The organism is Spirillospora sp. NPDC047279, assembly GCF_040643285.1.
Lineage (GTDB): Bacteria > Actinomycetota > Actinomycetes > Streptosporangiales > Streptosporangiaceae > Spirillospora.
Window position 1 is genome coordinate 159,119 of the sequence record NZ_JBEYUA010000005.1, and the last position, 13,432, is coordinate 172,550.

The window sequence follows — 13,432 nt, forward strand, 5'->3', positions numbered from 1 at the left end:
ACCGGTCAGCGGTAGTCGGGGTTTTCGAAGTCGAAGCGGCAGCCCGCGTCCCACTCCGAGCGTTGGTTGCCGTGGGCGGGGATGCCGCCCGCGTCCTTGAGGATGCGGGCCATGTGCATGAGGTTCCAGGTCATGAACGTCGTGTTGCGGTTGGTGAAGTCGTTCTCCGGGCCACCTGAGCCTGGGTCGAGGTAGGACGGTCCCGGGCCGGCCTCGCCGATCCAGCCGGCGTCGGATTGGGGCGGGATCGTGTAGCCCAGGTGCTGGAGGCTGTAGAGGACGTTCATCGCGCAGTGCTTGACCCCGTCCTCGTTGCCCGTGATGAGGCAGCCGCCGGTCTTGCCGTAGTAGGCGTACTGGCCGTGCTCGTTGAGGATCGAGGAGTTGGCGTAGAGGCGTTCGATGACCTGCTTGGTCACCGAGTTGTTGTCGCCGAGCCAGATGGGCCCCGCCAGGACCAGGATGTCGGCCGTCATGACACGTTGTTGCAGGGACGGCCACTCGTCCGAGGGCCAGCCGTGCTCGGTCATGTCGGGCCACACGCCGAAGGCGATGTCATGGTCGACCGCGCGAATGTGCTCGACGGTCACGCCCCGCTTCTCCATGATGCGGGCGCTGACGTCGATCAGGCCCCGGGTGTTCGAGCCGCACGACATGGTCGCGGAACTCCTGGGGACTCGCGTGGTGCCGCCATCGCGATGATTCTCCTCCCTGCCTGCCAGGAGATGCCTTCCGACGCGCCTTTCCTCACGGCCCGGTCTGTATTTGGACGCCGGGAACCAGCCGGCCTTCTCTCATGGGCTCCAACCTGGGAGTGCGTGGGTCTTTGTCCTGCGTGCACTCCTCGTCCACGCGCATGGTGTGCTGCCGGCGGTATTGGCTGGGCGCCACGCCGTAGGCGCTTCGGAAGGCACGGGTGAAATGCGGGGGGCTGAGGAATCCCCACCTGGCAGCGATCTCGCTGATCGGCCGGTCTGCGGCCAGCGGGTCGGCGAGTTCTCGCCGGCACCGTTCCAGCCGGCACAGGCGAATCCAGCCGACGACCGTGTGTTCTTGTTCCTGGAACAGATTGTGGAGGTGCCGTACGGAAATGTAGTGGGCGGCGGCGATCGAGGTCGGTGACAGGCCCGGGTCGCCGAGATTGCCGTGGATGAACGCGTGAATGCGGGCGAGCAGCGCCCGGCGGCGCGACCGCCGGGGTACGGCGTCGGCGGCGTCCAGTTCGTGGGCGAGCGCGGCGGTGAGCATGTCCAGTGTGAGCGTGGACAGCCTGGCCACATCGGCCTGGCCGAGTTCGTCCATGCGCTGGGCGAGGTGGAGCAGGAAGGACGACGTCAGCGCACCCATCCCGTGCGTTCCCGCGATGCGCACCGCGGTCAGGCGCCGCAGTTCCCGCTCCGGCAGCGGAAGCGACGAGCGCGCGAGCCGTATGACCAGCAGCCGGCCGGCCGGTGCGTCGGCCGGGAAGGCCGCCGTGTACGGCCTCGAGGTGTCGCACAGGAAGAGGTCACCGGCCGTGAACGCCGTTTCCCGGTCGTCCTGCGCGATGGTCCCCGCCCCGTGCACGGCTACGCAGAGCTTCCACACACCCGGATCGTCCTGGCGGACGAGCTTGGGCGTGCGGTGGATGGAGTACGGCGTGGCGGCCATCAGCGCCACCTGCACGGTGCCGAGATCGCAGACGTTCACCCTGGCCCGAAACGGTCGATCGAGGTCCGCTTCGCAGCGCAGTTCGTCAGGCACCCAGGTCTGCGCGCTCACCTCGCGCCAGAAACCGAAACGTTCCGCTTCCGGCGCCCCCTCGGTACTCACGACATGCACGCACGACTCCTCGTTCTCCCCATCGCATCGGCTGTCGCGGCGCTCCGTGACGGGCCCTCGATCCGGGCCGCCCGCGACCAGGCCGCCCGGATCCCCCGGCCGTCCCGACGGTTGAGCTGACCGAAGCCGCCGGCTTCTCCACCAAGCAGGCCGGCGCTGCGATGAGAACGTCCGGCCAGGTCACCACTCACATCGAAGGCCCGTGGCGGATGATCGGCCACGGGTTGGACGAAGGCGGACGGAATTGGACGACCCGAACGCAGCGAATGATCACGGGGCTTCGCCGCCCATCGAGTCCCGCCCGTTCTCGCCGTCCATGCGTCAGCGGATGATCGCGATCATGTCGGCGGGTTTCGGGAGAAGAGCTGGTAGAGCTCGATGATGTCGCGCTGGTTCAGGTGCGGGAAGTCGAGACCCAGCTGAACGGCCCGTCACGGAGCACACGAGCACGTTGGCCGGCGGCCGGCCCGGTCGCGCTCAAGGATCCGAAATCAAGCCGGCGTACCCACGGGCGCTTCACTCTCCGCTCTCCCGGAGGGCGTGGCCCAGTCCGGTGAGCGCCTCGACGGCGTAGCCATGGCGGCCCACCTCGCGGGCGATGACGAGGGCCTGTTCGTAGTGCGCGGCCGCGCGTTCAGGCCGGCGCCGCATGTGGTCGATGTCGCCGAGGCCACAGAGCGCCTCCATCTCACCGAGCCGGTCGCCGGTGTCGCGGGCGATGGACAGCGCCTGGCCGAGTTGCTCGATGGCCCGGTCGCGGCGGCCCCGCTCGTGGCCGATGGCCGCCAGGCCGATGAGCGCGTGCAGTTCACCGACGCGGTCCCCGGCATGGCGTGCGATCACGCGAGCCTGTTCGTACCTGGCGTGGGCCTCGGCGAAGGGGCCCTGGCGGAGCCATGTGGCGGCGTCGGCGGGACTCGGAGGCTCACCCGCGCCGTCGTCCGGAGCGGTGAACGGCTCGCGTGGAGCCTCCTGCGGATAGAGCGCATCGATCGCGGCCGTCGCGGTGGACGCGTAGTGGTCCAGCAGACGTGACAGGGCGGCGCGGCGGTCCTCCTCACGCTCCCGCTCCCGGCAGGTGTGCACGACGTGCGCTCGGGTGAGGTCGTGGAGCCGGTAGCGGCCCGGTGTCGGCTCCGAGAGCAGGTGGACGTGCAGCAGCGCGTCCAGATGCTCCCTGGCCCGGGCCGGGGTGGTGTCGAGGAGCGCCGCGGCCGCGGACACGTCGATCTCAGGACCGAACTGCAGGCCGAGCAGCCGGTACGCGCGCCGCTGATGGTCGGTGAGGGTGTCGTAGGACAGGTCGAGGGCGGCGCCGACGCTCCGTTGCCCGGCGCGCAGTTCGGCCAGCCTGGATCGGTGGTCACGGAGCCGGTCCAGGAGATCGGCGAGCGACCAGTTCGGATGGGCGCGGAGGCGGGCGGCGGCGACGCGGATGGCCAGGGGCAGCCGCCCGCATGACTCGACGATCTCGATCACGAGGTCGGGCGGGGCCGCGCCGGGCCGGTGCCGCTCGGCGATGCGGGTGAAGAGGGTGACGGCGTCGGCCGGGGGCAGCACGTCCAGCGAGACCGGGTCGGCTTCGTCCAGGTCGGCGAGCCGGTGGCGGCTGGTGATCAGCACCAGGCAGCCCGGCGTCCCCGGCATCAGCGCCCGCACCTGCTCATGGCCCGCCGCGTTGTCCAGCAAGAGCAGAACGCGCCGCCGGGCCAGGGTCGTGCGGAGCAGCGCGGAACGGTCGTCGAGATGGTTCGGGACGGCCTCGCCCGGAATCCCGAGACCGCGCAGCAGCCGGTCGAGCGCGTCGGCCGGCTCGACCGGCCGCACGCCGCCGGTGAACCCGTGCAGGTCGAGGAACAGCTGGCCGTCCGGGTACCGGTGCGCGAGCCGGTGAGCGGCACGGATCGCCAGGGCGGTCTTCCCGGCTCCGGCCATCCCGTCGATCACCTTGATCGTCACGGCGGCCCCGTCCCCGGCGGCATCCAGCTCGGCCAGCTCCCGGGCTCGGCCGGTGAACAGCGCGGACTCCGCCGGTAACTGGTGCGGCACCGGGGCCGGATGCGCGACGGGCGGGGAGGGAACGACCGGCGTCGCCGCGGGCGGGTGGGAGACGCCGCCCGGCATCGGGTCCGCCGGCACCGTGGGCACATGGGGGCGTATGCCGGGCTCGTCGCGCAGGATGGCGAGCTGACGCCGCTGGAGTTCGACTCCCGGATCGATGCCGAGCTCGTCGGCGAGCCTCCGTTTGACCCGCTGGTAGACCTCGAGCGCCGCCGCGGTGCGCCCGCATCGGTGGAGGGCGAGCATGAGCTGCCCGACGAGGCGTTCCCGCAGGGGATGTTCCTCGCCGAGTTCGCCCAGCTCGGTGACGATGTCGGCGTCCTGCCCGGCGTTCAGGGCGACGTCGAAGAGCCCCTCGAGGGTCACCATGCGCAGCTCGGTGAGGCGGGCGGCAGTGGCACGGATGGTCGCGGTGGGCGGCACGTCCGTGAACGGCGTCCCCCGCCACAGTTCGCGTATCTGGCGCAGCGACTCCCGGCAGCGCTCCGCGTTCCCTGCCCGCATCGTCCGGCGGGCGTCGTCCACCGCCTTCTCGAAGCGCAGCAGATCCAGCTCGCCGCTCTCGACGTGCAGCAGGTAGCCGGGTTTGCGGGTGACCAGCCGGCGAGCGGCCGCATCCCCGGCCGCGCTGTCGCGAAGGACCCGGCGGATCCGCGAGACGTACCCCCTCGCGAGCGCCCGCGCCTGCGCGGGGGGCTCCTCCGGCCACAGTTCGTCGATCAGGAGGTCGACGCCGACCGTCTCGTTGGCGCGAGCCAGCAGGATCGCGAGGACGGTGCGGTCCCGCGGCGTGCCCCCGATCAGCGACCGGCCCCGATGAGTGACGTCAAGTGACCCGAGAACCCAGAACTCCACGATCGCCCCGCTCCACCTGATGGACGCGGACGCCCCGGAACACGCCCATGCCTCGTGACCGGCGCGTCAGCCAGAAAGGGCAGGAGTGTCACACCGCGCTGCTTCAGGAGCGCTTCAGCACCGCTTCACGCGGTCCCGCGTGATCGCCGCTGGACGGAGTCAGCCGCTGGACGGAGTCAGCCGCCGGACGGCGGCACCGAGCACCGCACCGGCCGCGAAGTAGCCGGCGTCCCGGGAGTCCCGGCTCCGTTCGGGGTTGTCGCCCAGCAGCACCAGGCATCCACCTGGCACCCGCGTGTCGGTGATCGACGGCACCAGGTCGCGCGGCACCGGCTCGCCGGGCAGCGCGGCCAGCCGTTTGACGATCCACTCGTGCGGGCCGCTCGAGTCGGCCAGGACCACCACCTGACCCGTCGACAGCCGTTCCGCCGGCAGCACCCGGACCAGCAGCCTGTCCCCGTCGTAGACGGTCGGCTCCATGCTCGGCCCGCGGACGGTGACCACGACCAGGCGCCGCCGCAGCGTCCACGTCCCGGTCGCCGTCACGGCGAGCAGGGCGACGGCCGCCACCACCGCGAAGATCATGTCGGCACCTCCACACCGTACCCGCCCGCCTGGAGACGGAAGAGGCGGGCGTAGAGCCCGCCACGTTCGAGCAGCTGGGCATGGGTGCCGGTCTCGGCCACCCGGCCCTCCTCCACGACCGCGATGAGATCCGCGTCGCGGACCGACCCGAGCCGGTGCGAGATGAGCAGGCTCGTCGTTCCGCGCCGGAACTCTCTCAGCCGGGCGTGCATCGCGTACTCGGCCTCGGGATCCAGACCCGAGCTCGGCTCGTCCAGGATGAGCAGGTCACGACCTGTGCGCAGGAAGGCGCGGGCCAGCGCCACCCGCTGCCACTGCCCTCCGGACAGCAGCACCCCGGTCTCCTCGTCGGCCGTCCCGTCGCCGTCGAGGAAGAACATGCGCGAGAGCATGGTCTCGTAGCCGCGGGGCAGCGAGGCCAGCGCCTCGTGCACCCCGGCCTCGCCGGCCGCCATTTCGATCCTCGCCCGGTCGTCCAGCGCCCGGACGTCGCCGATCCCGATGTTCTCGGCCGCCGAGAGGTCGTAGGACATGTAGTCCTGGAAGACCGCGCCGATCCGCCGTCGCAGGTCCGCGACGGGCAGGTCGGCGATGTCGACGCCGTCCCAGAGGATCCGGCCGCGGGTCGGGTCGTAGAAGCGGCACAGAAGCTTGACGATCGTGCTCTTGCCCGCGCCGTTCACACCGACCAGTCCGAGTGCGCGTCCCGGCGGAAGGGTCAGGTCCAACCCCCGGAGTGTCCACGGGAGGTCGTCGCCGTAACGGAACCACACGTCCTGGAATTCGATGCCCCGCCGCACCGGAACGCGCACCGCTCCGGTCACCGCGGGGGCCGGGTCCGGAGCGGTGCGCGCGGCGGGAGCGGTGCGCAGGTCCGGTTCGAGGGCGATGACGTGGCGGAAGTGACCGAAGAGCAGAAGGGCCTGATGCGTGTCGGCGACCCGTCCGATGATGCCGCTGAGCACACCCTGGGCGCCCGCCACGGCCGCCACGAAGACGGAGACGTCGCCCACGGAGAGCCGGCCGGAGGCCGCCATGAAGACGGCCCAGGTCAGCCCTGCCCCGGAGATCAGGGCCGAGAACACCGACAGGGTGGTGTGGGTGCGCGCCTCGCGCCGGTCCATGAGCCTGCGCTCCCGGTGGGCCGCCCTGACCTCGGTCAGCATCCGCGTCCGGAACAGGTCGCCGAGGCCGAACAACCGCACCTCCTTCGCGGCCGTCAGGCTGGACAGCAGGTCGCTGTAGAACAGCTCGCGCCGCTCGTTCGGCCCGACGCCCCAGACCATCCGGGCCCGGCGCCTGCTGAGCGCGAGTTCCGGGACCATGGCCGGAGCCGCCGCCAGCGGCAACAGCACGGCCATCGGCGGGTGGAGCACGACGAGGACGCTGACGAACCCCGTCAGCGTGACGGCGCCCTGCACGATGCCGACCATCCCCTCCAGCACCTGCCCGGGACCGGAGCCGCCCGCCTGCTGCGCGAGTCGCAGATGATCCTGGAAGCCGGGATCCTCGAGCCGGGACAGGCCCGTCTGCCGGTTGACGGCGGCGTAGAGGCGATCCTGGGAGTCCAGTGTGACCGCCCGGCCGAGCTCGTTCGTCAGGTACTGGGTCAGATGGGACAGCACCAGGCCCGCGCAGCCGACGCAGGCCAGCACTGCGACCAGGACGATCAGTTCCTCGCGCGGCGCGCGCGCCACGATCCCGTCCAGGACGAGCTTGGTCGTCCAGGCGGTGGCCACGGGGACGAACCCGGCTGCCAGCGTCGCGGCGATCTGCGCGACGGACACTCCCGGCGCCGCTCGCATCGCGAGGGCCACCGCGGCCGCACAGTTGCGCAGCAGGTCCCGTTCCCTCTCCGCCGGTAGCCGGAGGGCGCTCACGCCGGTTCGGTGACGGCCGCCGGTCCGGCGCCGGTGGCCGCGGGCTCGTGCCGGTGACCGTCGGCATCGCTGCTGAGCAGGAGGCCCGTCCCGTCCACGACGCAGACCGAGGGAAAGGCCCGGACGCCGAAAGCGTCCGTCATCGGCGCGTCCTTCGGGTCCTCCAGCACCACCCGCGCCGCCGCGTGCAGCTCGAACGCGGCGGCCAGATCTCTGGCCTCGGCCTCCTCGCCGACCACCACGGCGATCGTCTCCTCCCACCGCGAGGCGTCGCGGACGAACTCGGGAAGCCTCTCCCGGCAGGTGGCGCAGTCCGGCGAGAAGAAGCCGACGAGGACGCCGGCGGCGGACTTCGACAGCGTCTCCCTCGTGACGCGCCCGCCCCCCGAGGTGGCCGCGGAGAAGGCGTCGACCCGTTCACCCGCACGCCGGATCGGCGTCCGGTCGGTCTCCCGGGTGAGGACGTGCTCGATCAGCGCGGTGTGGGCTCGCAGGCGGCGGACGACGCCGAGGCTCAGGACGAGATCGACCAGGCAGAGAGCGCCGACCAGGACGACCGCCGCGGTCAGGTAGGGCATGGGAACTCCTCAACTCGAAACGGTGTCCGCGCGGAACAGCCGGACGATGTCGTCCGACGCGATGACCAGCAGCGCCGCCGCGACGCCCGCGCACGCGGCGATGAGCAACCCCGCGGCATGCCCGTTCCCGCCCGTGACCGGCACGCCGGCCGCCGCGAGGGCGGCGAGCAGCACGTTGCGGACGATGTGCGGCACGCCGAGCACCGTGGTCGAGGGGCCGAAGCACTGGCACGTCGCCCCACCGCCCCGGCGCAGCCCCGCGCCGATTCCCGCGCTGAAGACGATGAGCGACGCCGCCGCGGAGACCAGGCCCAGAGAGCCCGGCACGTCACGCCACGCACCGTCCGCCCCCGCCAGCGTGAACGCCGCCGACCAGGCGAGCAGGAGCGCGATGACGGACTCGCCGGCGACGACGGCGACCGGAGTGCCCGTACGTGGGCCGGGCACTCCGAGCCGTCGCAGCGACCGGGCGAACGCCCGGAACGTGGCCGCGGAACGTGCCTTGCTGCCGGCCGCGACCGTGAACACCACGGCGAGCAGCACCGTGTCCGCGAAACGCAGGTAGGTGGCCAAGGTCGCGGACCGGCTCAGCAGGCGGAGCAGCCGGGGGTGTAACGGCAGTTCCGGTTGCAGGGGCCGCAGACGACCTGGCCGCTCTGGTACCGCGTACAGGAACGCTGGCAGATCGTGTGGCAACGGCACGAGCAGTCCTCGTACCACTGGTCCGCGGCGTGGGCGGAGATGTTCGGCACCAGGCGGCCGAGCAGCCGGTCCGCAACCCGCTCGGCCACGCGGGTGCTTCTCTCGATGAGCGTCATCACAGCGGTCTCCTCTTCGTCGAGTGCCGCTGACACTAGGAAACGACGATCGACCGAACATCGACGGAACGTGGACGTCCGCGGCACCCGTGAGCCGGGGTCAGATCCTGCGCGTCGAGGACGAAACGTGGACGCACCGGCCGTCCGCCGCTCCGTGCGGCCGGATCGACGCCCGCCGGCATATCCGTTCCGTCCTCGCCCCCGATGGAGACTCCTGAACCGGAGTATGACGATCAACAGAAGGAGAAGCACTCGATGAGGATCGCTGGTTTCGCGACGGCCGCCGCCGCGCTGGGAACCCTTGGCGTGGTGTTGTTCCCGTCGCCCGCCGTTGCCGCCGAGGAGAACAAGGACTGGTCGGTCCAAGCCGGAGTGGTCGAAGTGGCCGTCCCCCTGGACCGCGAGTACACCGTGAACGACCGCGAGTACGGCACGCAGGGCACCCGGGTGACCGGCGTGACCGCCGCCTGAGCGCGACGTCGCTGCGTCCAGCGGCTGCGGTACGACCAGACGACGGAGGGGCGTACGGCGATGCCGTACGCCCCTCGAGCGGAGCCGGCAAACGTGCATTCGACGGACGAGGTCCGCTGGCGCTACCGCATGAGCCTCGTGCGTCAGTTCGGCGCGTGCGGGTGATCCGCGGAGCGCAGGCTCGGCGTTCGCCTGGCCAGCAGATCCACGTGGATCCGCTGGAGGGTCGTGTCGGGTTCGACACCGAGTTCGGCCGCGATCCGGGCACGGACCGTCTCGTACCGTGTCAGCGCGTCCGCGCGGCGGCCGGAACGGTCGAGGGCGATGAGCAGCCGCGCCCACAGCGACTCCCGGAGGGGATACCGCGTGGTGAGCTCGCTCAGCTCCACCACGACCCGTTCGTGCCGCCCTCCGGAGATGTCCAGGTCGAGCCGCCGTTCCAGTGCGATGAGGTACCGCTCGACCAGCCAGGGCGCCTCGGACTCGTGCAACCAGGTCGAGGGAACCCCGTCGAAGGGTTCGCCCCGCCACAGCTCCAGCGCCTCGGCGAGGCGCAGCCGGGCCGCGTCTCCGTCCGCCGCCTCCAGGAGACCGACGAACCGCAGGACGTCGACGGCCTCGGAATCGACGTTCAGTGCATAGCCCGTCGGCGTCGACCGGATCGACGCCGGGCCGAGCAGACCGCGCAACCGCGCCAGGTACGTCTGGACGCTGCGCCGGACGTTCACCGGCGGCTCTTCCCCCGACCACACCGCCAGCGACAACCTGTCGACCGACACCGGCCGCCCGGCCGACAGCGCCAGCACCGACACCAGGGCGCGCAACCTGCCCGCGGTCAGCACGACCGGCACCCCGCCGACCGTGATCTCGAACGGCCCCAGCAGCCCGACCGAGATGGTGCGTCCTCCGTGCGTCTTCACAGCGTCCCCCAGATCCGTCCCCCACGGGTCACCTGGTCGGCCGTTCGCGCAGGACGTCCGACCAGGTCTGAAGACACATCGAAGGCCGTCTCGGACGTACGAGCCATATCTCGGACGAAGGTGAACGAAATCGGACGACCGCCCGAGGCGGCCGGGTGCGATCCTCAGTCCTCGCCGGGGTCGTTCGCCGGGGTGAGGAAGTCCTGGAGTTCGCGATGCCTGAACTGGTAGGTGGCGCCGCTGACGCGCAGCAGCCGTGCCTCGCAGGCCCAGTCGAGGAAGGTCCACAGCCGCAGCGGAAGCAGCCCACGTCCCGCCGCCACCAGCAGCCCGATCATCGTGCGGGACCAGGCGATCGCGCCGAACGCCAGGCCGAAGGTCACCCCGCCGATCAACGCGCAGGCCAGCGCCCGGACGGGGTTCCCGTTCATGACGAACACCAGGAACGCCGCGACGCCGCCGGTGAGGCCGAAGGCCACCCCGATGGCCGGGTTGCGGTGGAGCGCCTCGCGTGGATGCGCGAGTTCGGCGTCCTCGCTCCAGCCGCCGTTGGCGATCTTGAAGGCCGTCCCGAGCGCGGCGGCGAGGACGAAGGCTCCCGTGACCCCGGCGGCCAGCGCGACCGGCCCGGCGCTGGCGAGCCGCAGCGGCGCCGACCCGGTGAGCGCGCCGCAGAGCCCGAAGCCCAGCAGGGACAGAGGGTCGGCACGGATCGCCTCCCGTACGGTCATGCGCTCGCTGCCGCGCCGGCCGGCGGCGGTCACTCCGATGACCGCGCCGAGGGCCGCGCCCCCGGCCGCACCCGCGAGCACGGCGAAGCCGGTGCCGAACGCCCGGCCCCCGGTGAGGGCGAGCCCGGTCAGGCCCCCGAGCGCCCCGACGGGCACCCCCGCGAGGGCGCCGAAGAGCCCGCCTATCACGCGTCTCCGGCGTGGGACGCTGGCGCGCCCTCCGGTGGCGGCCGGCCACGCCGACAGCGACAGGATCGTGGCGGTGGCCATCCAGCCGGTCGCGAGCGCCAGCGTCAGTCCCTGCGCCGCGTCGAGACCGTCGCGCAGGTCGGCGAGACCGTCCACGGCCGACCCGGCCCAGAACGCCACCATGGCGATGATCGCCAGGATCGCGCAGCACAGGCCGTGCAGCGCCCGCACCCGGCGCCGGCCGCCGATCGGCCACAGCAGGTGCGGGACGAGGTCGATCGCCGTCAGGCCCGGCGGCGGCTCGTCGATCTCGGCGGCGTGCTCCGCCTGCCGGCGCAGGTGGGCGGTCAGGAGCACCAGCCATGACCGGACCTGTTCGGGCTCGTAGGGCATGCCGTGGGCGGAGCGGGGCGCGAGCCTGGTCGCCGCGGGAACGTATGCGTCGAGCAGCCTGCGGGCGATGAGCTCCACCGCGTCACCCGGGTCCGCGTCCGGGTCGCTCCGGAGCAGCTCGGCGGGATCCGCCCCGGACTCCACGGCGGTCACGGTCAGGAGCAGCCGCCACGGAGTGGCCAGCGTGGTGCGGAGCACCTCCCCCGACGGATCCGCCAGGGCCGCCTGGACGGCGTCGCGGTGCGGGCGGCATGGATGGCCGTCCGGCCAGCGGGCGTTCAGGTACGAGCCGATCTGATCGGCGGTCAGGTGGTGCAGGTGGATGCGGCTCGCGGTCGCGAGCCCGGTCCTGGCCCGGGCCAGCTCCGCGTGGCGGTCGGCCCGGCAGGTCACCACGACCGGGCCGGGCCGCCGGCCGGACAGATCGCTGTACCGGTTGAGTTCGGTCAGCAGCCCCATGGCCCGCCGGGGCGGGCCCGGGGACGGCTGCGGATCCAGCTCGTCCAGCCCGTCCACCACCGGCAGGATCGTGCGGTCCCGCACCAGCCGCGTCGCGTCCGCGGCGGCGAGCCCGAACTCCTGAACGAGCTGTTCGGCGAGCCACGATTCGAACGGGCGTCCCTGCGTCCAGCGGGCGGCGTTCACTCGTACCGGCACCATCGGCCGTCCGGTGGGCGGTTCGGCGGCGGTGAGGAAGGGCTCCAGCAGTTGCAGGACCAGCTCGATGGCGAGCACGGTCTTGCCCGCTCCGGATTCGCCTACGACCAGCAGGCGCTGTGGTCGCAGGCCGCTGAAGAACCGGCCGATCGAACGCAGGTCGCCGGACGCCTCGCCGGAGGTGCCCTCATCGGCCGCGCCCTCGCCGGTGTGCGCCCCGAATGAGACCGGCGCGATGTCGTGACCGCTGAGCAGTCCCTTCCGGGCCCTGTCCTCCTCCTGAGCCACGCGCCGTACCAGCAGCCGGACGGCCGCGTCCTGGACCGGCCGTTCGACGCCTTCGGCCGGTGACGTCGTGCTCTCCGCCGTGGTCGGGACCGCCGCCTGCCCCGGGGCGTGGATCGGCCCTTCCGCCGTGGCACCGCCGTCGACGGCGGACATCGACTCGGCCAGTGCCGACCTCGCCGCCAGCCAGCGTTCCAGTTCCCGGGAGATCAGTTCGTCAGGGTGGTCGCAGTTGCGGAGACAGGCGGTGACGAACGCGCGCACGAAATCCCACCGCGGCAGCTTGTCGGCCTGCCGGAGGACATGCGAGGTCGTGCTCTTCGGCAACGCGTCGATCTTGACCCCGTCCGCAGTCACGATTTCACCGCCGAGGGAGCGCAGCCTGCTCAGGGACGGCTCGCCCGCCCACTGCCTCAGCCGTGCGAGCGACCCCACGAACTCCGCGGTGCCGCCGCCCTCGACGGGTCCCGGCGGACCAGGCCGAGCCCCCGCGGCCTCCGCCGCGTCCGGCCCCGGACGGTCGGCGGTCATGGCCGCCCCGCCCCGGCCGGTGACCATTCGAACGTGGCTTTGCCGCGACGGAGCCACCGGCCGTCCCGGCAGCTGCCCGCCAGCGTCTGAACGTAATGGGACTCCATCAGGAAGTTGCGCGCCTCGTCGGCTTCGACCAGATCCCGGCCGACCGCGATGGGAACGAATCCATGCCGGGGAATGTAGACCCAGCGGCCGCGGTCCCAGTCATAGGGGTCGAACCAGTGATGGCGGACCGTACCCGACACCCGTACTCGCGTTCCGGCCCTGGTCAGGACGAACGAGCCGGTGGAACGCAACAGGCTCATCCTGCTGACGTAGAAGAGCTCGGTTCCTATCCAGGCGTTGATCCGCGCGTCCCAATGATCGTGCAGGTGGGTGGAGTCGCCCTCCCCCAGGGCTGCCGCCGCACGTGAGAGTTGCCGTTCGAAGCGCCGCCGGTTCTTGCGTTCGGCCTTTCTGACCACGGTGAACGAGCGGAGCCAGCCCGCCGGCATCGCACGGGAGTCGCCGGCGCCGTCCATGAAATGGTCGAGGACGTCCGACGCGACGGGATGCGCGGTCCTCCGGCTCTGGGCCGCGATGGAGCGGAAGAGCGCGGCCAGTTCCGCGGCCTCCTTGCCCGTGCGCCGCCGGAAGCCCCGCAAGAACATGTTC

At 71.9% G+C, this 13,432-nt stretch carries 12 protein-coding genes; 1 reads left to right on the forward strand and 11 read right to left on the reverse strand.

What is annotated here, in order from left to right; genetic code table 11:
• Positions 1 to 5: 5 nt before the first annotated feature.
• The 8 genes from ABZ810_RS14370 to ABZ810_RS14405 all read right to left on the reverse strand — a co-directional run bounded on the left by ABZ810_RS14370 (position 6) and on the right by ABZ810_RS14405 (position 8,598).
• Positions 6 to 656, reverse strand: coding sequence for a flavodoxin family protein (locus tag ABZ810_RS14370; protein ID WP_358403087.1), 651 nt, complete (start codon positions 654 to 656; stop codon positions 6 to 8).
• 91 nt (positions 657 to 747) lie between these two features.
• Positions 748 to 1,821: a helix-turn-helix domain-containing protein gene (locus ABZ810_RS14375; RefSeq protein WP_358403089.1), complete on the reverse strand. Its 1,074-nt coding sequence runs from the start codon at positions 1,819 to 1,821 to the stop codon at positions 748 to 750.
• 516 nt (positions 1,822 to 2,337) lie between these two features.
• Complete coding sequence (locus ABZ810_RS14380; protein WP_358403090.1) at positions 2,338 to 4,737, reverse strand: BTAD domain-containing putative transcriptional regulator; 2,400 nt, start codon at positions 4,735 to 4,737, stop codon at positions 2,338 to 2,340.
• Between the two features lie 159 nt (positions 4,738 to 4,896).
• The gene (locus ABZ810_RS14385; protein ID WP_358403092.1) at positions 4,897 to 5,322 is read right to left on the reverse strand and encodes a S26 family signal peptidase; all 426 of its coding nucleotides are present in this window, start codon (positions 5,320 to 5,322) and stop codon (positions 4,897 to 4,899) included.
• A complete protein-coding gene (locus ABZ810_RS14390; RefSeq protein WP_358403093.1) occupies positions 5,319 to 7,202 on the reverse strand; it encodes an ABC transporter ATP-binding protein in 1,884 nt (627 codons plus the stop codon). The genes ABZ810_RS14385 and ABZ810_RS14390 overlap by 4 nt, the downstream gene beginning before the upstream one ends.
• Positions 7,199 to 7,780: a hypothetical protein gene (locus tag ABZ810_RS14395; protein ID WP_358403095.1), complete on the reverse strand. Its 582-nt coding sequence runs from the start codon at positions 7,778 to 7,780 to the stop codon at positions 7,199 to 7,201. Before ABZ810_RS14395 ends, ABZ810_RS14390 begins: the two co-directional genes overlap by 4 nt.
• 9 nt (positions 7,781 to 7,789) lie before the next feature.
• Complete coding sequence (locus ABZ810_RS14400) at positions 7,790 to 8,353, reverse strand: MauE/DoxX family redox-associated membrane protein (RefSeq protein ID WP_358403096.1); 564 nt, start codon at positions 8,351 to 8,353, stop codon at positions 7,790 to 7,792.
• A gap of 14 nt (positions 8,354 to 8,367) precedes the next feature.
• Positions 8,368 to 8,598 carry a hypothetical protein gene (locus tag ABZ810_RS14405; RefSeq protein ID WP_358403098.1) on the reverse strand — a complete coding sequence of 77 codons (231 nt, stop codon included), beginning with the start codon at positions 8,596 to 8,598 and terminating at the stop codon, positions 8,368 to 8,370.
• Between the two features lie 255 nt (positions 8,599 to 8,853).
• Here ABZ810_RS14405 and ABZ810_RS14410 point away from each other — a divergent pair, with 255 nt between their 5' ends.
• Positions 8,854 to 9,069 carry a hypothetical protein gene (locus ABZ810_RS14410; RefSeq protein WP_358403100.1) on the forward strand — a complete coding sequence of 72 codons (216 nt, stop codon included), beginning with the start codon at positions 8,854 to 8,856 and terminating at the stop codon, positions 9,067 to 9,069.
• A 143-nt stretch (positions 9,070 to 9,212) separates the two neighbouring features.
• On the opposite strand, the gene ABZ810_RS14415 is transcribed toward ABZ810_RS14410, so the two are convergent.
• From ABZ810_RS14415 to ABZ810_RS14425, 3 genes are all read right to left on the reverse strand, one after another.
• On the reverse strand, positions 9,213 to 9,989 hold the full coding sequence (locus tag ABZ810_RS14415; protein ID WP_358403102.1) for a BTAD domain-containing putative transcriptional regulator: 777 nt from the start codon (positions 9,987 to 9,989) through the stop codon (positions 9,213 to 9,215).
• A 164-nt stretch (positions 9,990 to 10,153) separates the two neighbouring features.
• Entirely contained in the window at positions 10,154 to 12,775 is a 2,622-nt protein-coding gene (locus tag ABZ810_RS14420; RefSeq protein WP_358403103.1) for an NACHT domain-containing protein, read from the reverse strand.
• Positions 12,772 to 13,428, reverse strand: coding sequence for a hypothetical protein (locus ABZ810_RS14425; protein WP_358403105.1), 657 nt, complete (start codon positions 13,426 to 13,428; stop codon positions 12,772 to 12,774). Before ABZ810_RS14425 ends, ABZ810_RS14420 begins: the two co-directional genes overlap by 4 nt.
• Positions 13,429 to 13,432 lie beyond the last annotated feature (4 nt).